19 protein-coding genes and 1 pseudogene are annotated in these 18,234 nt (G+C 68.2%); 4 read left to right on the forward strand and 16 right to left on the reverse strand.

Translation table 11 applies throughout. From position 1 onward, the window contains the following. Nucleotides 1-56: 56 nt before the first annotated feature. Nucleotides 57-848, reverse strand: coding sequence for a class II glutamine amidotransferase (locus VQ02_RS09945; protein ID WP_048444023.1), 792 nt, complete (start codon nt 846-848; stop codon nt 57-59). A gap of 439 nt (nt 849-1,287) precedes the next feature. On the opposite strand from VQ02_RS09945, the gene VQ02_RS09950 reads away from it, so the two are divergent. Continuing rightward, on the forward strand, nt 1,288-1,671 hold the full coding sequence (locus tag VQ02_RS09950) for a response regulator (protein ID WP_048444024.1): 384 nt from the start codon (nt 1,288-1,290) through the stop codon (nt 1,669-1,671). Between the two features lie 89 nt (nt 1,672-1,760). Here the strand turns inward: VQ02_RS09950 and rpsU are convergent, their stop codons facing one another. Both rpsU and VQ02_RS09960 read right to left on the reverse strand, forming a co-directional pair. Then, nucleotides 1,761-2,060 (reverse strand): 30S ribosomal protein S21, encoded by a 300-nt coding sequence (rpsU, locus tag VQ02_RS09955; protein ID WP_048444025.1) that lies wholly within the window; start codon nt 2,058-2,060, stop codon nt 1,761-1,763. Nucleotides 2,061-2,384: 324 nt separating this feature from the next. Next, the gene (locus VQ02_RS09960; RefSeq protein ID WP_048444026.1) at nt 2,385-3,614 is read right to left on the reverse strand and encodes a polyhydroxyalkanoate depolymerase; all 1,230 of its coding nucleotides are present in this window, start codon (nt 3,612-3,614) and stop codon (nt 2,385-2,387) included. A 370-nt stretch (nt 3,615-3,984) separates the two neighbouring features. Here VQ02_RS09960 and VQ02_RS09965 point away from each other — a divergent pair, with 370 nt between their 5' ends. Then, a complete protein-coding gene (locus VQ02_RS09965; protein ID WP_048444027.1) occupies nt 3,985-4,638 on the forward strand; it encodes a glutathione S-transferase family protein in 654 nt (217 codons plus the stop codon). A gap of 17 nt (nt 4,639-4,655) precedes the next feature. Here the strand turns inward: VQ02_RS09965 and VQ02_RS09970 are convergent, their stop codons facing one another. Continuing rightward, entirely contained in the window at nt 4,656-5,795 is a 1,140-nt protein-coding gene (locus tag VQ02_RS09970) for an aldose epimerase family protein (protein ID WP_048444028.1), read from the reverse strand. A gap of 116 nt (nt 5,796-5,911) precedes the next feature. Then, the gene (locus VQ02_RS09975; RefSeq protein ID WP_048444029.1) at nt 5,912-6,394 is read right to left on the reverse strand and encodes a MarR family winged helix-turn-helix transcriptional regulator; all 483 of its coding nucleotides are present in this window, start codon (nt 6,392-6,394) and stop codon (nt 5,912-5,914) included. Between the two features lie 186 nt (nt 6,395-6,580). Between VQ02_RS09975 and VQ02_RS09980 the strand changes: the two genes are divergently transcribed. After that, nucleotides 6,581-8,209, forward strand: coding sequence for a long-chain-fatty-acid--CoA ligase (locus tag VQ02_RS09980; RefSeq protein WP_048444030.1), 1,629 nt, complete (start codon nt 6,581-6,583; stop codon nt 8,207-8,209). 348 nt (nt 8,210-8,557) lie between these two features. Here the strand turns inward: VQ02_RS09980 and VQ02_RS09985 are convergent, their stop codons facing one another. The 10 genes and pseudogenes from VQ02_RS09985 to VQ02_RS35480 form a co-directional block, all read right to left on the reverse strand. After that, nucleotides 8,558-10,303: a complex I subunit 5 family protein gene (locus VQ02_RS09985; protein WP_053080303.1), complete on the reverse strand. Its 1,746-nt coding sequence runs from the start codon at nt 10,301-10,303 to the stop codon at nt 8,558-8,560. Further along, nucleotides 10,300-10,674: a sodium:proton antiporter gene (locus tag VQ02_RS09990; protein WP_048444031.1), complete on the reverse strand. Its 375-nt coding sequence runs from the start codon at nt 10,672-10,674 to the stop codon at nt 10,300-10,302. The genes VQ02_RS09985 and VQ02_RS09990 overlap by 4 nt, the downstream gene beginning before the upstream one ends. Then, complete coding sequence (locus tag VQ02_RS09995; protein WP_048444032.1) at nt 10,671-11,447, reverse strand: MnhB domain-containing protein; 777 nt, start codon at nt 11,445-11,447, stop codon at nt 10,671-10,673. Before VQ02_RS09995 ends, VQ02_RS09990 begins: the two co-directional genes overlap by 4 nt. Next, entirely contained in the window at nt 11,444-11,689 is a 246-nt protein-coding gene (locus tag VQ02_RS10000; protein ID WP_048444033.1) for a hydrogenase subunit MbhD domain-containing protein, read from the reverse strand. Before VQ02_RS10000 ends, VQ02_RS09995 begins: the two co-directional genes overlap by 4 nt. 24 nt (nt 11,690-11,713) lie before the next feature. Further along, nucleotides 11,714-11,998, reverse strand: coding sequence for a monovalent cation/H(+) antiporter subunit G (locus tag VQ02_RS10005; protein ID WP_048444034.1), 285 nt, complete (start codon nt 11,996-11,998; stop codon nt 11,714-11,716). Next, nucleotides 11,995-12,249: a monovalent cation/H+ antiporter complex subunit F gene (locus VQ02_RS10010; protein WP_048444035.1), complete on the reverse strand. Its 255-nt coding sequence runs from the start codon at nt 12,247-12,249 to the stop codon at nt 11,995-11,997. The genes VQ02_RS10005 and VQ02_RS10010 overlap by 4 nt, the downstream gene beginning before the upstream one ends. Then, complete coding sequence (locus VQ02_RS10015; RefSeq protein ID WP_048444036.1) at nt 12,246-12,713, reverse strand: hypothetical protein; 468 nt, start codon at nt 12,711-12,713, stop codon at nt 12,246-12,248. The genes VQ02_RS10010 and VQ02_RS10015 overlap by 4 nt, the downstream gene beginning before the upstream one ends. Nucleotides 12,714-12,972: 259 nt before the next feature. After that, a complete protein-coding gene (locus VQ02_RS10020) occupies nt 12,973-14,106 on the reverse strand; it encodes a cupin domain-containing protein (RefSeq protein ID WP_048444037.1) in 1,134 nt (377 codons plus the stop codon). A gap of 54 nt (nt 14,107-14,160) precedes the next feature. Next, nucleotides 14,161-14,904 carry a YoaK family protein gene (locus VQ02_RS10025; protein ID WP_048444038.1) on the reverse strand — a complete coding sequence of 248 codons (744 nt, stop codon included), beginning with the start codon at nt 14,902-14,904 and terminating at the stop codon, nt 14,161-14,163. 216 nt (nt 14,905-15,120) lie between these two features. Continuing rightward, nucleotides 15,121-15,511: pseudogene (locus VQ02_RS35480) on the reverse strand (hypothetical protein); the annotation flags it as partial. 1,121 nt (nt 15,512-16,632) lie between these two features. Between VQ02_RS35480 and VQ02_RS10030 the strand changes: the two are divergent. After that, nucleotides 16,633-17,448, forward strand: coding sequence for an IS5 family transposase (locus VQ02_RS10030; protein WP_048444039.1), 816 nt, complete (start codon nt 16,633-16,635; stop codon nt 17,446-17,448). Here VQ02_RS10030 and VQ02_RS36855 read toward each other — a convergent pair. Then, the gene (locus VQ02_RS36855; RefSeq protein WP_135417729.1) at nt 17,445-18,131 is read right to left on the reverse strand and encodes a hypothetical protein; all 687 of its coding nucleotides are present in this window, start codon (nt 18,129-18,131) and stop codon (nt 17,445-17,447) included. The genes VQ02_RS10030 and VQ02_RS36855 overlap by 4 nt on opposite strands. Nucleotides 18,132-18,234 lie beyond the last annotated feature (103 nt).

The following is an 18,234-nucleotide window of genomic DNA, read 5'->3' on the forward strand; positions in this document are numbered from 1 at the left end:
TCCGGGCTCTCTCGCGTTCCCGGTGAGCGCGGAGCGACGTTGAGCGCCCGGAGCCCTCAGGCCGCCGCCCGCAGGCCGCCCTCGTCGGGCCCGACCACGCGGACCGGCTCGCCCGGGCGGGCGAGCAGGGTTCCGCCCTTCGGCACCTCGGCCCAGCCGGCGCGGCGGCCGTCGATCGGCTCGGAGACCACCGCGAGGCCGGTGCCGGTCTCGCGCCAGTACAGGCTCGGCGGGCGGCCGTCGCAGGCCCAGCGGTAGGCGGTGAGGCTCTCGCCGTCGGTGAGCACGGCAGTGAAGCGCAGGGGCTCGTCCACCCCGGCCTCGCGCATCAGGGTGCGGGCGGCCGCCAGGCTTGCCGCCATGGCGCCGACCGGGTCCTGGTCGAGGCCGTGCGCGAGGGCGAGGAGGAAGAGGGCCTCCGAATCGGTGGTGCCCTGGCGCGCCTCGTACAGGGCGTCCGGGATCAGCGCCTCGAGCCGCCGGCGGATGCGCGGATACCCGCCGATCTGGCCGTTATGCATGAACAGGTGGCGGCCATGGGCGAAGGGGTGGCAGTTCGCCCGGGTGGTCGCGGTGCCGGTCGAGGCGCGGACATGGGCGAAGAAGGTGCGGGCGCGGATCTGCTGCGAGAGGCTGCGCAGGTTCTCGTCGGACCAGGCCGGCCGCACGTCGCGGTAGAGGCCCGGCTCCGGCCGCTCGCCGTACCAGCCGATACCGAACCCGTCGCCGTTGGTTTCGGTCTGGGCCTCCGCGGCGTGCAGCGACTGGTGCACCAGGGAGTGGGTCGGCGCGCAGACCAGCTCGTCGAGATAAACCGGGTCGCCGTGGTAGGCGAGGAAGCGGCACATCGGCTCTTCACCTCCCGCGGCGGATGCCGGTCCCGCCCCGGGCCGTGCCTCGTCCGCCGCCGTCATCGGACGGTAACATTCTCCTCATCACGGTGAACAGCTCGTTAATGCACCGCAGCATGCCCAACGCGCGGGCAGGGGCCCGGCTTGCGCCCGGTGCATTCGCCGTCGCCGGACGTATAGACCTTTTGCCGGGATCAATGTCAGGATTGAACCGTTGATGCTCGCGCAGGCGTGTTCGCGTAGCCGGCTTGCGTCCGCCGTCCCGGCACACGATCCGCGCCGGGCCCGATCCCCGCTCCGTTGATTCCGCCCGCCCCGCTTCGCGCATCGGGGCGATCGGGCGATTCGCCGGGCCGCCGATCGATCCAGCGTCCATCCCGAGCCCTCGCGCGCATCCGGGAACTAACAAGACTCGAGAAATACGACAGGAGGCTTCATGGGCAGAGCAGCACCCACCGCTCCGATCGCCGTCGTGGTGGAGGACGATGAATCCGTTCGGGACTTCGCCGCGGCGATCCTGGAGGAGACCGATCTCGACGTGATCGCCTGCGACAGCGCCGCCGACGCGCTCGCGGTGATGCGCGAGCACGGCTCCGAGGTCGCGCTGCTGTTCACGGAGATGCAGCTCTCGGGCGAGATGGACGGCGCCACCCTCGCCCGCACGGTGGAGCGGGACTGGCCCGACGTGCGCCTGGTGGTGACGTCCCGGCCGGGAGCTCCCCAGGCCGTGCCGGATCACGCCGTCTACATGCAGAAGCCCTGGCGGCCCCTCGACGTGCTGCTCGAGGCCGAGCGGGCGACCTTCGCCGCCGCAGCCTGAAACGCGAAAAGCCCGCACGCCTCGCGGCGTCGGGCTCATCGGCTCGGAACGAGCCCCGCGGCGCGTGCGCGCGGGGCCGACCGTCGATCTTACGCGTTGGCGGCCGGAGCTGCAGCGGCCGGGGCAGCGGCGGCCGGGGCCGGACGGCGGGGGGCGCCGACGCGGGGCTTCGGCTTCGGCGCGGCGATCAGGCCCTCGCGGATCGCGGTCTTGCGGGCCTGCTTGCGGGCGCGGCGCACAGCCTCCGCCTTCTCGCGGGCCTTGCGCACCGACGGCTTCTCGTAGGCCTTGCGCTGCTTCATCTCGCGGAAGATGCCCTCGCGCTGCATCTTCTTCTTGAGCACGCGAAGGGCCTGATCGACGTTGTTGTCCCGAACGAGTACCTGCAAGGGTGTATGTCCTCTGTCAAAGATTCCGAATCGTGGCCGACCTTGCGCGGAACGCGCCCGGATGGCTGCCTGCCCGGCAAACCGAAATGCGCCCCACGCCCCGGACCTCTGGGGACCGGGAGGGGCTGGTCTTGCATCGCGGTCGCACCGGAGCCCGGCGCAAGCTGTCGGCGCACGGTAAGCGCCTGATCGGGGCCATACACCACTCCGCCGCGACTTCCAACCGGCGAGTGGCCGCCTGACCGAAATTTGAGCGGCCGTGCCCGGGCGCGGATCTCACCCCGGGCGCGCCCTGTCTTCTACATGAGGCGGGGCGTGGTCACGTCAAGCGTTGGCCTGAATGAAGCTGCGCACCAGCGGATAGGTCTGGTTCTCCCACTTGCGGCCGGAGAAGACGCCGTAATGGCCGACGCCGGCCTGGAGGTGGTGGCGCTTGCGGAACGGCTTGAGGCCGGTGCAGAGGTCGTGGGCCGCCACGGTCTGTCCGACGGCGCAGATGTCGTCGCGCTCGCCCTCCACGGTCATCAGGGCGGTCCTGCGGATCGCCCGCGTATCGATGGGGTCGCCCCGGTAGGTCAGCCGGTTCCGGGCGAGTGTCGCGTCCTGGAACACGGTCTTGACCGTCTCGAGGTAGAACTCCGCCGCGAGGTCGAGCACCGCGAAGTACTCGTCGTAGAAGGTCTCGATCTGCGCCGCCTTGGCCCGCGCCGTCGCGTCGCCCTCACCCTCGGCGAGGTGCCAGAAGAGGTCGAGGTGGCCGTGCATGTGACGCGCGGCGTTCATCGACATGAAGGCCGCGACCTGCATGAAGCCGGGATAGACCCGCCGCCCGGCCCCCGCGTGGCGGCGCGGCACGGTGGCGATCAGGTTGCGCTCGAACCACGCGATCGGCCGCGAGGTGGCGAGCTCGTTGACCTTGGTGGGGTTGATCCGGGTGTCGACGGGGCCGGCCATGAGGGTCATGCTGGCCGGGTGGGCTGCGTTGCCGCTCTCGGCCATCACGGCGGCGGCGGCGAGCGCCTGCACGGCGGGCTGGCACACCGCCACGAGGTGGGCGCCCTCGCCGATCGCCTCGAGGAACTGCACCAGATGGGCGACGTAGTCGTCGAAGCCGAAGCGGCCGGCGCTCAGCGGCACGTCGCGGGCGTTGTGCCAGTCGGTGATGTAGACGTCGTGGTCGGCGAGCAGGGTGCGGACGGTGCCGCGCAGGAGCGTGGCGAAGTGGCCCGACAGGGGCGCCACCACCAGAACCCGGGGCTGCTCGCTGACGAGGTCCTTGCGGAAGCGCAGCAGGGTGCCGAAGGGCGTGGAGACCACCGGCTCCTCGGTCACCGGCACGTCGCGGTTGCCGATTCGCACCGCCTCGATCCCGTAGGCGGGCCGGGCATGGGTGAGGCCGGCCCGCATCATCATCCGGGCGGCGGCGGCGACCCAGGTCACGGGCGGGCCGTATCCGGCGCGCGTCCAGGGCGTCATGCCGTCGTGCAGCACCCGTCCCCAGGCGCGAGTCGCCGCGGCCGCGTCGGAGCGGACCTCGAAGGTATCGTAGAGCATCGGCCCGGGCACTCCCTCACGGACGCGCACGGGGTGCGGCCCGTCACCCAGCGTAAGGCACGGTCCGATCCCCGGCGACCGGACTTTCGGCGACAAACAGCCGCCGGTTCCTGGTTCGCCTGATGCGACCCCCGTGCCAAGTCTGTCCCGTGTCGAGTTCGAGACAGGCCCCGAGCCAAGTTCGAGCCAAGTCCGAGCCAAATCTGTTCAAAGGCCGGCCGAACTCTGCGAGGATTGCTCCCGGGCATCGCAGCGCCGGTTCCGGTCGGTACGCATTCTGGCTCAGCACGCGCCTCGGGCCGGCACGAGTCTTGGATCGTCAGGGCCGACCGAGCGCGGGGCGGGTCGATCGCCCCCGGGGAGGACGAGGATGGCCGAGGCGACGCTGACGATCTCAAGCCGCAACTACTCGTCCTGGTCGCTGCGGGGCTGGCTGCTCTGCCGCATGGCGGGGCTCGACCTCGCGGTCGAGGTGTTGTCCGGCGACCCGGCGAGCCGGGCCGAGCTCCTGCACCTCTCGCCGTCGTTCCTGGTGCCGCGCCTGACCCACGGCGCCGTCCGGGTCTGGGACGTGCTGGCCATCGCCCAGTACCTCGCCGAGGTGTGGCCGCGGGCCGGGCTGCTGCCGGAGGCGCTGCCGGCCCGGGCTTGGTCGCACGCGATCTCGGGCGAGATGCACGGCGGCTTCATCAACCTGCGCTCGGCGCTGCCGATGAACCTGCGGGCCCGCTACGCCGACTTCAAGCTCTGGGGCGGCGCCCAGGCCGACATCGCCCGGGTCGTCGAGATCTGGCAGGAGGCTCTCAGGGCGCACGGGGGACCGTTCCTGTTCGGGAGGCGGCCGGTGGTGGCGGACGCGATGTACGCCCCGGTCTGCACCCGCTTCGTCACCTACGGCGTCGCCCTGCCGCCCGACTGCGCCGCCTACCGCGACGCGATCATGGCCTGGGACCTGATGCGCGAGTGGATCGCGGCGGCGGCGGACGAGCCGGAGGAGATCGAGGAACTCGACATGGAGTTCTGAACGGCATCCTCGGCCGCCTACCGCGCCCCGCTCGAGAACCGGTACGTGATGATGTTCCGGTACGTCGCCCCCGGATCGAGCCGTGCGCTGCCGAATGCGGGCTGGTTCGGGGTGTCGGGAAACACCTGCGGCTCGAGCGCCAGCGCGTCCGACTGGCGGTAGGACAGGCCCGACTTGCCGACCGCCGTCGCGTCGAGGAAGTTGCCGGCGTAGAACTGCACGCCGGGCTGATTGCTCGACACCTCCATCACCCGGCCCGAGGCCGGGTCCTCGACGCGGGCCACGAGGTGGGCCTCGTTGGTCGGGGCCGCCGTCACGACGAAGTTGTGGTCGTAGCCGCGCCCGCGCACGATCTGCGGGTCGCGACCGTCGCGGATGCGCGCGCCGATCGCCGTCGCCGTCCGGAAGTCGAACGGCGTGCCGTTCACCGGGGCGATCTCGCCGGTCGGGATCAGGGTGTCGTCGACCGGGGTGTAGCGCTCGGCCGGGATCGTCAGGACATGGTCGAGGATCGTCCGGCCGGAATTCTCGCCCGCGAGGTTGAAGAAGCTGTGGTTCGTCAGGTTGACGATGGTCGGCTTGTCGGTGGTCGCCCGGTACTCCACCGCGAGGGTGCCGGCGGCGTCGAGGGCGTAGGTGACGCTCGCCGTCAGGGTGCCGGGATAGCCCTCCTCGCCGTCCGGGCTGACGTAGCGCAGGGTGATCGAGGGGGTGGCGCCGTCCTTGACCTCGGTGACGGTCCACAGCCGCTTGTCGAAGCCCTCGCGGCCGCCGTGGAGCGCGTTCGGGCCGTCGTTGCGGGCGAGCGTGTACGCCGTGCCGTCGAGGCTGAAGCGGCCGGCGCGGATGCGGTTGGCGTAGCGCCCGACGCTGACCCCGAAGTAGTTCGGGGCCTTGAGGTAGCCGGCGAGATCGGCGTAGCCGAGCACGACGTCCGCCGCCCGGCCCGTCCGGTCCGGCACCTCAAGGGTGCGCAGCAGCGCCCCCCAGGTGAGGATCCGCGCGGTGAGCCCGCCATTCGCGAGCGTCACCTCCTCGACCGCGCGCCCGTCGGGCAGGCTCCCGAACGGCGCCCTCCGGGCCTCTCCGGCCGCTGCCGGCACGAGACCCGCCGGCAGGGCGCAGGCGCAAACGAGCGCCGTGATCCATGCACGCATCCGCGTTCCCTCCGTCGCGCCGCCTCGCGCGGGCGGCTGGACCGGCGCGCCTCACGCGGGCACCGGGCGATATACTCATACAAATAGGAGGGCGGATGGCAATGCCCCAAGGTGAGTCAGGCGCCGTCGGCCCGGGCCGCGTCGCGCCAGGCGAGCACCACCCGCTCCAGCTCGGCCACGTCCCCGGGGGGCAGGCGGCCGAGGGTGCGGGCGACGTAGGCCGTCTGGGCCGCGATGCCGGCGCGGGCGAGCGCCAGCCCGGCCTCGGTCAGGTGCAGGGCGTGGGAGCGCCGGTCGCCGGGGATCGGGCGGCGCTCGACCAGGCCGGCCTCGACCAGCCGGTCGATCAGGCCCGAGACGTTGCCCTTCGTGACGTAGAGCCGCTCGGCGAGGTCCTGCTGGGTCAGGCCCTCGCGCTCCGACAGGGTCGACAGCACGTCGAATTGCGGGATCGACAACCCGACCGCCTTCAGCTCCGCCGCCACCGCCGCGGAGACGCGCCGGTGCAGGCGGATGAAGCGGAACCAGACCCGCAGCGGGTCGGCCTCGGCCGGGGAGCCGCTTCCGGGCAGGGGGTGGGGGCGCGAGGATGCCGTCATGGCGATAGTTTACATCAGAACCATCTCGGCGCCACGCCCGGCCGCCGCCGATCCCCGGGATGCGCCCAGGCACCGCTCTAGCCGCCCCGGCACCGCTGCCATAAGCTGCCCGCAAGACCGCGGGCACCAAGCCCCGGTGATCGAGGGCGCGCCCGCGAGCGTCCCCAGAGGGAAGGAAGACACGCCATGCTCGGCCTGATGCAGGACTGGCCCCTGCTGATCCACCGCGTCATCGACTACGCCGCCGTGCAGCACGGTGCCCGCCCGGTCATCTCGCGCTCGGTCGAGGGGCCGATGCACCGGACGAACTACGCCGAGGTGCGGCAGCGGTCCTTGCGCCTGTCGAAGCGCCTCGCCGCCGACGGCATCCGCCTCGGCGACCGGGTCGCGACCCTGGCCTGGAACACCTGGCGCCACCTCGAGGCTTGGTACGGCATCACCGGCATCGGCGCGATCTACCATACGGTGAACCCGCGCCTGTTCGAGGAGCAGATCGCCTACATCATCAACCACGCCGAGGACCGTATCCTGCTCCTCGACCTGACCTTCGTGCCCTTGATCGAGCGCCTCGCCGACAAGCTCCCGACGATCGAGCGCTACGTCGTCCTCACCGACGGCGCCCACATGCCGCAGACGAGCTTGCGCAACGCCGTCGCCTACGAGGACTGGCTGGCGGAGGCCGACGACGATTTCGCCTGGGCGACCTTCGAGGAGAACACCGCCGCGGGCCTGTGCTACACCTCCGGCACCACCGGCCTGCCGAAGGGCGTGCTCTACTCGCACCGCTCGAACGTGCTCCTGGCGCTGATGGTGAACAACCCGGCCTTCATCGCGCTCAAGCCCACCGACATGGCGATGCCGGTGGTGCCGCTGTTCCACGCCAATGCCTGGGGCTTCACCTTCGCGGCGCCGATGTCCGGCGCCGGGCTGGTCATGCCGGGCCCGAAGCTCGACGGTGCCTCGGTGCTCGAGATCCTGGAGACCACCGGCGTCACCGTGACGGCGGCGGTGCCGACCGTCTGGCTCGGCCTGCTCCAGCACCTCGACGCGACCGGCAAGCGCCTGAGCCACCTGAAGCGGGTGGTGATTGGCGGCTCGGCCTGCCCGCGGGCGATGACCGAGCGCTTCGAGCGCGATTTCGGCGTCACCGTCGACCACGCCTGGGGCATGACCGAGATGAGCCCGATCGGCTCCTACTGCTCGCTCAAGCCCGAGGTCGCCCACCTCGAGGGCGACGCCCGCCTCGACCTCAAGATGAAGCAGGGCTACGCCCCCTTCGGCGTCGACTTCCGCCTCACCGACGACGAGGGCCGCGACCTGCCCTGGGACGGCACGACCTTCGGGCGCCTGAAGGTCGCGGGGTTCGCCGTCGCCAAGGCGTATTTCCGCAGCGACGAGCCGATCCTCGACGATCGCGGCTTCTTCGACACCGGCGATGTCGCCACCATCGATTCGCACGGCTACATGGCGATCACCGACCGCTCGAAGGACGTGATCAAGTCCGGCGGCGAGTGGATCTCCTCGATCGACCTCGAGAACCTCGCGGTCGGCCACCCGGACGTGGCGGAGGCCGCGGTGATCGGCGTGCAGCATCCGAAATGGGACGAGCGTCCGCTGCTCATCGTGGTGCCGAAGGAGGGCAGGGTACCCGACAAGGCCGACATCCTGGCCTTCATGGCGCCGCGCATCGCCAAGTGGTGGATGCCCGACGACGTGGTGGTGGTGCAGCAGATCCCCCACACCGCCACCGGCAAGATCCAGAAGACGGCCCTCCGCGACCAGTTCCGGGACTACCGCCTGCCGGGGGCGGCCTGACGCCGCCCCGCGGGAGCGGGCATTCCTCGGGTGCCCGCTCCACCCCTGCGACGCATCCGGCCCGAGCCTGCGAGCGCCTCGCGTCGGCGGGAGAGCCTCGTCCGTGCGGCCAACCGCGACGGCGCCGAGGGGGCGATCCACGGGTCCGGACGGGCCTGTGGCACGCTTCTCCTCCGTCGTTGACGGCGTTCTTTGATATCGTGAATGGCATCAGCTGCTTCGCAGGGAGAGGCTCCCCCGCCTACGCGGGGATCGACCCATCGGCATGGTTTGCGCCCGTGACCGGCCCGCGGCTCCCCCGCCTACGCGGGGGCCGACCCTTGCACGGAGGCATCTTCTTCAGCCCATTCAAGCCATCGCGCAGGCCACCGCGAACAGCGCCAGGCCCACCGCCATCCACGTCACGTAATCGCTCACCAGCCCGCTGTGCAGCGCCTGCAGCCCCCCGAAGGCCGCCCGCTCGACGCCGGTGATCCGCCGCATCGTCCGTGACAGCGCGCGGCGGCGTGCGAGGGCGAGGGCCAGGAAGCCGAGCGTCAGCCCGATCGGCGCGAGGTTGCCGAGTTCGGCCGGCGGCAAGACCAGGGGAGGCGCCGCCGGATCGGCGAGGCGCGCCGCCGCGGCGCCGAGGAACGGCGCGACGGTGTCGTAGGGCGCGAGCGCCAGGGCGACGAGGGCGAGGGCCGGCAGGGCCATCAGCCAGAGCGGACGGTCGGGCTTCTCGCGCTCGCGCTCGGTCGGAGCGAGGAGCTCCGGCCCGGGCACGCCGCTGGCGCGCAGGAAGATCCGGGCGGCGGCGCGCAGCACCGCGCCGCCGGTGAGGGCGGTGGCGAGGGTCGTGCCGGTGGTGACGAGCGGGCCGGCCTCGTGCTCCATCAGCCCGGTTGCGCCGTGCATCAGCCCGAGGGGCAACCCGCCGAGGAGGAGCCCGCCGAGCCCCATCGCCAGGGCCGGCGACCACAGGCCCCGGCCCTGGCCGTAGAGCACGATCTCGTCGGCCGAGTGCCGCAGGGCAAGCAGCGTGCCCGCCACCATGAACAGCGCGCCCTTCACCAGGCCGTGGCCGACCATGTAGAGGAGCAGGCCCGCCTTCGCGGTGCCGCTGTCGGCCGCGAGCGCCGTCAGCATGATGCCGAGATGCGCGATGGTGGAGAAGGCGAGCAGCCGCTTGAGGTGGCGCTGCGCGAAGGCCATCAGGCCGGCGACGAGGGCGGTGGCGAGGCCGAGCCACAGCATCAGCCCGTGCACCAGCCCCATGACGGCGGGATCGCCGGCGAAGACCTGCGCCACCAGCTTGGCGAGGCCGAACAGGCCGAGGCTCACCATCGCGCCGGAGAAGATCACCGAGACCGGGCTCGGCGCGACGGCGTGGGCATCGGCGAGCCAGAGATGGAACGGCAGGATTGCTGCCTTGGTGAGGAGGGCCCCGGCCACCAGCACGAAGCCGCCGGTCACGACCGGGTCGCCGACGATCCCGGCGACGACCCGGCCCATGGCGGCGAAGTCGAGGGTGCCGGTGCGGGCGTAGAGCAGCCCGGTTCCCGCCAGCATCAGGAAGCTCGCGAGCGCGTTGGTGACCGTGAAGGTGAACGCGCCCTCCAGCGCGCTGCGGCCGAGCGGGTAGGCCGTGAGCGCGAAGGCCGCGACGCTCATCAGCTCGAACCAGACGAACAGGTTGAACAGGTCGCGCGTGAGGCAGAAGCCGACCATCGCCGCGAGGAACAGCAGCATCAATACCTGGAAATGCGCGTGCTCGGCGTCGAAATAGCCCCAGGCGAAGACGAAGGCGGCGGCAAACAGCAGGCCGCAGAAGGCCGCCAGGGCGGCGCTCGCCGGATCGGCCTGGAAGCCGATGCCGAGGACGACGCCCGGCCGATGCGCGGCGTCGGGCGTCCAGCCGCCGAACCAGTGCCGCACCGGCCCGTCGAGGCTGTGGCGGGCGAGCCAGGCGCACAAGCCGCAGACGGCGAGCGCGGTCAGGATCGCGACGACCTTCGGCAGGCGCGGCGGCAGCCAGTGGGCGAGGCTGAGCATCAGCGTCGCGACGCCGAGGGGCAGCAGCACCGCGATGGCGAGAGCGGCGTCGGGGTTCACCGGCTGGACCGCTCGGGCGTGGATTCGGGCGGGCGCAGGGGGCGCAGGACCTGCGGATCGAGGGTGTGGCGGCGCTTCTGCACCTGGACGGCGACGGCCAGCAGCAGCGCCGACACGGCGGCGCCGACCACGATGTCGGTGAGCACCAGCGCCTGCACGATCGGGTCGACCGCCGGCGTGCCGGGCGGGTGGTCGTAGAAGATCGGCGGCCCGGCGCCGTCCACGAAGCCGAGGCCGAGGAGCAGCACGTAGGTCGCCGACTGGCACACGGTGAGGCAGCCGACGAGGTGCACGGCGTGGCGCGAGGTGGCAAGTCCGTAGAGCCCGATCCCGAACAGCCAGGCGGCGACGAACCAGGGCAATGCGCTCATCGGCCTTCCTCGTCGGGCACGGAATCGTGGTCGGGCGCGCGGGTCTCCTCCATGAACTCGAGGAGCAGGAGCCCGAAGCTGCCGGTCACCGACAGGGCGACCGCGGCGTTGACCACGATCATCAGCCCGCCGGAATAGAGGTCCTTGAGGGTGCCGAGGGGCAGGATGTTCTCCAGGGCCGGCCGGCCCATGGCGAGCGGCAGGGCCGCTGCCAGGACGTAGAGCAGCGCGCCGCCGCCCTCGAGCAGGGCGAGCACCGGCCCGCGCACCAGCGCCCGCCACACCGCGTAGCCCTCGCCGAGATAGAGGAGCAGCAGGCCCGAGGCGATGATCACCCCGCCCTGGAAGCCGCCGCCCGGCGTCGTCATGCCGTGGAGCACGACGGAGAGGCCCAGCAGCAGGGTGAGCGTCGCGGCGATCCGGCAGGTCAGCACCGTCGCGTCGGCGCGCGGGATCACCGGTCGCCCTGGCACGTGGCCCGCCCGCTCGGCCCCGCTCTCGCCGCGGGCGCCGCGCAGGAGCACCGTCGCGCCGGTCACGGCGCAGAGCAGCATGCATTCCTCGCCTAAGCTATCGATGCCGCGCACGTCGAAATTGACCGCCGCGACCATGTTGGTGACGTGTCGCAGCTCCGGCAGCAGGGCGTTCACCGCCTGCCCGTAGGGCGAGATCGGCGCGCCGAAGCCCGGCAGGGCGAGGGCGACGTGGGCGACGGCCGGCGCCAGCGCCAGGAGCGCGAGGATGAGCACCACGAGGCGGAGCCGCACGCTCATCGGCCGACCCGGTCGGTGGCGATGGCGGCGAGCGCGACCAGGAACAGGAACGGCGTCACCGCCGTGCCGACGGCGATCTCCGACAGGGCCACGTCGGGCGCCTCCAGCGCCAGGAACAGCAGCCCGAGGACGAGGCCGTTGCCGGCGAGCGCGTAGACCTGCCGCCTGGGGTCGCGGGTGATCACCACGAGCAGGCCCGAGAGGGCGGCGAGGATCAGGAGACCGGCGACGAGCCAGGTCATACAGTGATTCTCATGCAGGGATCCTCATCGCCGCTCCCCGTCGCGGATGTGCAGCGCGTGACCGGTGACGTGCGAGAGGAGCGCACCGATGAGCAGGGTCGCCAGCCAGATCGCGGTGCATTTCAGCGCTCGCGGCGAGAGACCGTCGGTGAGCCAGGCGGCGAGGACGAGGGCTGCGCCCCCGGCGACGTTGACGAACGTGACGGTGTGCAGGCGCCCCAACGGGGTCGTGAGCCGCCAGAGCGCCAGGGTGCCGATCCAGGCGGCGAGCACCGCGAGAGCGAGACAGAGCCCGACGAGGACGCTCACAGCCAGCGCTCCTGGAACACGGCGAAGAGCAGGGTGCCGGGCAGGGTCAGCACCGCGAGGACGAGCCCGAGGTCGATCGTGGCGGGTTGGTCGAGGGCAAAGCTCATCACGACGAGGAGCAGCACCGCGACCGAGGTGGCGAGCTGCACCGCGACGAGGCGGAAGGCGAGGGCGCCGCGGGCCGCTGCCGCGACCGCGAGGCCGAGGGCAGGCAGCAGCGCGAGAGCGGCGGCGAGCCAGAGCCCCGTCATGCCAGCCACCGCGGATCGGCCGGCGGGGGCGTCTCGCCGAGGGCGTGGATCAGCACCTCGTCGCGACCGGGATCGGCGCGCAGCACGAAGCTGTCGGGCGCGAGCGAGGCGAGGAGCACGGCCCCGGCCCGCCGGGCCCGCTCGGCCGGCTCGTCCTCCGGCCCGCGCCGGAACGGCCGGCGGTGAGCGTGACCCGGATGGGTGCCGACGAGGATCGCGCGCGCCAGTACCGCGCCGGTGCGCAGGGTCGCGGGTCCCAAGCCCGCGAGCGCCCGGCCCCAGGGGGCGAGGTGGGCGCACGAGACGCGAAAGTGCCGCTTCGCAGCGGTGCGGATCCGCCAGGCCCAGGCCGTCATCAGGCTCGCCACGACGATCCCGGTCGCCACCTCGTGGGAGCCGGCTTCGCCGGCGAGCAGGAGGTAGAGGGCGAGCGTGCCGAGCCAGGTGAGGGCGCTGCGGAGCATCGTCGGGGGCGTCCGGTGTTCGTAGAAGGTCTAACGCCCTCGAGGCTTTCGCGTTCGCCGGCTGGTGCCGCACGAAAGCCGTCTCACGCCGCTCCGCTGGGGTGAATCGGTTGATACCCTCCTGGCCAGCGTCAGGCGCTCCTGCCTGCGACCGCTCGACACTGGCGCCACTGACAACCCTTCGTCGCAAATGTCAGGCGCGCGACACTGGTCCCGGCGAGGTGGAGGAGCGCGTACGCTCCTCCGGTGAGTTGGGATGTCAGCCCTTTGTGATGGTTTGACGGGTGGCGCGGAGCGAAGACATGAGCGGATCGCCCACGTCGAGGTGGCCTTGCACGAGATGGCGTGGCGTGAGCGCCAGCCAGTTGTTCAGCGACACGTCGCGATATTCCGGCTTATGGAAGATGTTGAGCACGCGCATCGGCTCGTCGCCGATGTTCTCAATGTAATGGGCAAGGGTCTTGGGGACGTAGCCCACGTCTCCGGCCGCAAAATCAAATGTCCGAGCGTTGTTGACCGCATCGAAGACGGTCATTCGTGCTTTCCCGCTGATGTAATATTGAAGCTCATCCGCTTCAGGGTGCCAGTGTATCTCTCGCATGCCGCCAGGTTCGAGGTCGATGAACAGGGCAGCCAGATTGGTGACCTTGAAGTTCGACGAGTCGACCACGGTGCCTGCCCCGCCCGGATAGCGGGTCGGCTGAACCTGGGAGGCGCGGAAGACATATTTATCGGTGAAGGACGCGTTGCCCAGAGCACGTCGCACCTCCTCGAGAGGCGGCGGAACCGGCAGGCGGAAGATGTACTTCTCGTGGTCCGGAAGGCCATTGAACGCTTCCTTCGGCACGCCGAAGTTCCGGGACAGGACCTCGGTCGGGTTGTGAGCGAACAATTCCGTCACGAGGAAAGTCTCGTTCTCGGAGAAGTTGCCGTCGTTGAAGACGAGCACGAACTCGGTGCCTTCTTCGAGGCCCTGGATGGCATGGGGAATGCCGGGCGGCGCCAGCCACAGATCGCCCGCCTCCAGATCCTCGATCAGCGTGTTGCGGTCGTGGTCCACCAAGTAGAAGCGCACCTTGCCCTGCAGCACATAGGCCCACTCGGTTTCCTTGTGCCAGTGAAGCTCGCGCACCACGCCCGGAGGGAGGCGCATGTCGACGATCGCCAGTTCCTTCAGAGCGCCCATCTCGCGCTGAGTCACCTCGCGCGCCCAGCCGCCGTCCTCGAGGCGCATGTGGGCCATGGAGAAGGGGAACTTGAGGTTCGGAATGCCGCCGTGATCCGATTCCGGTGGCATGAAGAGGTCGGGATTCTGCGCCTCGACCGCGGGATTGCGCGGCCCCACGATCGTGGCGCCTTTGCTGCCGCGGATCGGTTCTTTCAACTCGGTCATGCTTTCCTCCACGCGAGAAGTAGATGCCGTGGTCCGGCTCCATCCGAAATCCGGTCAGCCGATCAGGCCCCCGGGCGTCGGGTCAGGATCCACCTTCCTGGATTCCCCGAAGGCAATCAGGCCGATGATGAGGGCGATCGCGGCGGGCAGAAAAATCGCGGCGCCGGCAAACTGCTGGTCGACGAGGTAGCCGATGGCACCACCGCCCGCGAAACCGAGAAGAGTCAGGAAGAATATTCCTGCCCAGCTCAGGTTCGACTTGCCCTTGGGCCCAGTCTCCGAGAACAAAGACTGCACGACAAAGTTGAACGCCATCTGGACCACGAATGTAACGGCCACTGCACCGAACAGCATGCCGCGGGCCTTGTGGAAGGCGTTCCCCTGTGCGCCGGCGACGAAACTGATGCCGTAGGCGATGTATTGCGGCTCAACAGCGCCGGAGCGTGCGCCGAGGCCGAGGCCGACGAGCACGGCGCAGATCGCGAGCAACACGATCGGCGTAAACACCTCGCCCTTGCGTAACATGCTGGTCATCAGCGCGCCGCACACGGCGGAGCCAATGCCGAAGGCAAGCACGGACAGAGCAGAGAAGGAGAAGGCCTGCCAATCTCCTTGCACGAGGCGGTACCCGCTCTGCACGACGTTGCCAGACTGCACCGTCGCGAAGGTCTGAGCCTGGGACAGGGTCCAGGCGTCCATCGAGCCGGCCATCAGAGCCAGGAGAAAGCCGGTATACGGCCGCTCCATGAGTGGATACCGGGCAATCGCCGGATGATCCATTGCGACTGTGCCGTCCATGCACGCGCCCTCCCGAGCTACGATGGCGGAAAATTTGACTAGTGTGTTTCAGTTGCAGATTTTATCGGAAAAATAAAAGAATATTATCGGGCGAAAAATTACATTTGAGATAAGAATATGTTATTTTTGCTGTAGTTTTACTTTGATATATATCAAAAAATTGAAATTATATTTGAATTTTGTCTGTGGTCTAGATCGGACATCCGGAAGCGAGTCACACCCAAATGCCTGGCTGGCGTCGAGCGCGACGGCTGACGTATCGTTGCGAGCCAGCTTGTCGTAGCGTTTGGCGATGCGGCGGAAGTCATTGAAGCGGCGGACAGTCGCAACGCTGCGCCAGCGTTCGCGAGAGTGCCGCTCGTCGTGCCGCATTGTGCAGCCTGCGGGCGCCTGCGCCGGGGATGCTGGGAGTGATGCCTTCGCCGCACCTCGGCCGGGGCGGCCAGCATGCCCCGCCGGATGCCGCGCCGTGACCACCTGTCGAAGCGGCTGCAATCCGTGGTGCGCGGCCCGTACCCGGCTGGGCAGCCGGGCCGACGGGAGCCGCAGGCGGGATTCCGGAGATGATCCGTTGGTCGTCCTCGCGCTCGGGTTCGTTGAGCGGCATGAACTGATCAGCTCCTCTGCGGTGGTCCACGGTCAACGCTTGTGCAGGACCGGCTTCGGGCGACGGAGGAGGAGGCCGATGCCCGGATGTCGATCTGGATCCCCTGGCCCCGACGACGCTGTGCGACCTGGGCGAGCATATTGATCAGAAGCCCATTGGAATCGCTCCGAGTGAAGTGCATGGGCGGCTTCCTGAACGAGTAAGGCCTGGCTTTTCAGCCAATTTATTAGTGACCGGAGAAATTTTTGCCTTCAACCCATAGCAGTAATCCAATGAGCATGGCTAGATCCAGAAAAAATACAATTTGTTACTTTATCAAACAACACAATTCACCCATAAGTTGTTGTACCAATTGTCAATTCGCGCCAGGCTTGGCTTCAGTGAATGCTCCCAGCCCACGGCGGCGCTGAAATTTTTTTCGCAGAATTCAACGTGGGGTTGGTGTCGAATCGCAGCGCTTGAGTTGTACGAACCGCTCCCCGTCGCATCGTGATCCGCCCATGTGAGAGTAGTCCGCCCTGAGTTGCGGCCTCTGGGCAAAGACGAGGACGGACGGTTGGGAGCGAAGCGGCCCAGGCCCGAGGAAGCCGCGGCCCAGCGACGGGCAGGCGGAGGTGTTGATCGCGTAGGACACCGACCCGAGTCGATGACCGCTGCGGAATGTTCCGACGATGAGGCTGACAGCCATGGTCAGCAGGGACGCCCGGTCCCGGCCGACCTCTGAAAGCGCTCGTGACGCTCCGGCTGTAGCACTCGCCTGACCACTACAACTCGCCCTCGTCCGGCGTCTGCCATTCCAGGCTCAGTCGCTGATTTTGAGCAGAGTTGTCGGAAATGGCTGGGGCGCCAGGATTCTCACCTAAGCGGCAGCCCGCGTAAGTCGTTGACTCAGCAGCACTAAACGGCGTTACAGCTGCGTTGTCATACATTGATGTGCGACAACGTGCAACTCGTCGTTGGCTCAATATTGCGGACGTCAGTTCGGCTTGGTCAGCATGTAATGAATGGCCGAATGTGGCCGGCTGAGGTTTGCCCTTCAAAGTCGAATTGGAGCTAACTATGAGGTGTAGTCAGAATTCTAGAGGGTGTTACGGACCTACGAGGGCACCAAATTGGCGGCGATGCAGTCCCGCCGTGCCTACCCCTCCGATGTCAGCGATGAAGAATGGGCGCTGGTCGCCCCCTACCTGACCTTGCTTCCCGAAACGGCCGCTCAGCGCGAGCACAGTCTGCGGGAGGTGTTCAACGGGCTGCGCTACGTCGTGCGCTACGGCGTGGCTTGGCGCGCGATGCCCCACGATCTGCCGCCCTGGCACGCCGTGTATGACCAGGCGCAACGCTGGCTGAAAGCGGGCTGCTTCGAGAGTTTGGTCCACGACCTGCGCGCCGTGCTGCGCTTGGCTTCGGACCGGACCGAGGAACCTTCGGCCGTGGTGCTCGACAGCCGGACGCTCCGCTCGACGCCCGAGAGTGGCGCTCGCGCCGCCTGGGACGGACACAAGCGCACCCGCGGTTCGAAGCTGCACGCGGCGGTCGATACGCTCGGCCAAGTGCTGGCGCTGCATGTCACACCCGCCGATGCCGATGACCGCGCCGCCGTGGCCGCGCTGGCTGATGCCGTGCAGGAGGCCACCGGCGACAGCGTGGATCTCGCCTATGTCGATCAGGGCTACACCGGCGAGCGCGCGGCGAAGGCGGCGGCTGATCACGGCATCGCCCTGGAAGTGGTGAAGCTGCCCGAAGCCAAGCGCGGCTTCGTCCTGTTGCCACGCCGGTGGGTGGTCGAGCGCGCCTTCGCCTGGATGGCCCGCTTCCGCCGCTTGGCCCGCGACTACGAACGCCTGCCGGCTACCCTGGCCGGGCTGCACCTCGTCGCCTTCAGCGTCCTACTGCTCCGCAGGGCTGCCGATTTCGCAGCAGTCCGTAACAGCCTCTAGGGCCCGAAGCGAAGTCTACTCAGGATCTCCTGTTCAGCATAACTACTGTTTTCCTCTAACGATGTTGTGAGTTCATCTAAACGATCCCACCTTTTGGTTTGTTCTCTGAGGGCAGAAGACTGAGAGTGATGCGTGATTCTGTATAGCATCGGCATATCGCAGAACCGAATTACTCTATGTCCTTCTATAAGATTACCACTGCCCAATTTCTTGAGGATTGCGTGGTGTAGGGCGTATGCAAAATACCTTTCCGACCTAGTCGGAAATTTGGTTCCGTAATCCGCAAATAATCTCTCCGCAAACGGAACGCCGGAATCGATTCTGTTTGTGAGGGCTGGGTATATTTTTCCTGATGCTCTAACCATATCGGCAATCTTCATGAAATCGCCGTATGCGGTGTCGACATTAAAATCGCCAAAAATTGCCTTCTCCATGAATACTCCCGAAGCATGGATTAGGATTTGATTTTCAATTGAAATTTCTGAAGTATCAGAAGGAGAAGGGGCAAATATAGATCCTATGTTATAATCTTCATGTATCGCTATATAAGCTGTGCTTATACCTATGCGGCGGTATGCAATCACATGCCCAATTTCATGCATGATTACACCCGATTTAGTCTGATGTTTTGCACTGAGTTCTTCGCGGCTCAACATCAGGAGATTTTTCTTGAAGATTTTCATGGCTCAGACCTTCATTTTACTGTAGTTGACGACACTGCTAATAATTGTGCCATTATAATTCTAATGACAAACGTAGCATTTATCGCGAATTTGCAATTTTATA

The organism is Methylobacterium variabile, from assembly GCF_001043975.1.
GTDB lineage: Bacteria > Pseudomonadota > Alphaproteobacteria > Rhizobiales > Beijerinckiaceae > Methylobacterium > Methylobacterium variabile.

Bases quoted from the DNA above. Each gene is read 5' to 3' on its own strand.
- VQ02_RS09945 (WP_048444023.1), bottom strand. From the start codon at position 848: ATGTGCCGCTTCCTCGCCTACCACGGCGACCCGGTTTATCTCGACGAG.
- VQ02_RS09950 (WP_048444024.1), top strand. From the start codon at position 1,288: ATGGGCAGAGCAGCACCCACCGCTCCGATCGCCGTCGTGGTGGAGGAC.
- VQ02_RS09960 (WP_048444026.1), bottom strand. From the start codon at position 3,614: ATGCTCTACGATACCTTCGAGGTCCGCTCCGACGCGGCCGCGGCGACT.
- VQ02_RS09965 (WP_048444027.1), top strand. From the start codon at position 3,985: ATGGCCGAGGCGACGCTGACGATCTCAAGCCGCAACTACTCGTCCTGG.
- VQ02_RS09970 (WP_048444028.1), bottom strand. From the start codon at position 5,795: ATGCGTGCATGGATCACGGCGCTCGTTTGCGCCTGCGCCCTGCCGGCG.
- VQ02_RS09975 (WP_048444029.1), bottom strand. From the start codon at position 6,394: ATGACGGCATCCTCGCGCCCCCACCCCCTGCCCGGAAGCGGCTCCCCG.
- VQ02_RS09980 (WP_048444030.1), top strand. From the start codon at position 6,581: ATGCTCGGCCTGATGCAGGACTGGCCCCTGCTGATCCACCGCGTCATC.
- VQ02_RS09990 (WP_048444031.1), bottom strand. From the start codon at position 10,674: ATGAGCGCATTGCCCTGGTTCGTCGCCGCCTGGCTGTTCGGGATCGGG.
- VQ02_RS09995 (WP_048444032.1), bottom strand. From the start codon at position 11,447: ATGAGCGTGCGGCTCCGCCTCGTGGTGCTCATCCTCGCGCTCCTGGCG.
- VQ02_RS10000 (WP_048444033.1), bottom strand. From the start codon at position 11,689: ATGACCTGGCTCGTCGCCGGTCTCCTGATCCTCGCCGCCCTCTCGGGC.
- VQ02_RS10010 (WP_048444035.1), bottom strand. From the start codon at position 12,249: ATGACGGGGCTCTGGCTCGCCGCCGCTCTCGCGCTGCTGCCTGCCCTC.
- VQ02_RS10015 (WP_048444036.1), bottom strand. From the start codon at position 12,713: ATGCTCCGCAGCGCCCTCACCTGGCTCGGCACGCTCGCCCTCTACCTC.
- VQ02_RS10020 (WP_048444037.1), bottom strand. From the start codon at position 14,106: ATGACCGAGTTGAAAGAACCGATCCGCGGCAGCAAAGGCGCCACGATC.
- VQ02_RS10025 (WP_048444038.1), bottom strand. From the start codon at position 14,904: ATGGACGGCACAGTCGCAATGGATCATCCGGCGATTGCCCGGTATCCA.
- VQ02_RS10030 (WP_048444039.1), top strand. From the start codon at position 16,633: ATGCAGTCCCGCCGTGCCTACCCCTCCGATGTCAGCGATGAAGAATGG.
- VQ02_RS36855 (WP_135417729.1), bottom strand. From the start codon at position 18,131: ATGAAAATCTTCAAGAAAAATCTCCTGATGTTGAGCCGCGAAGAACTC.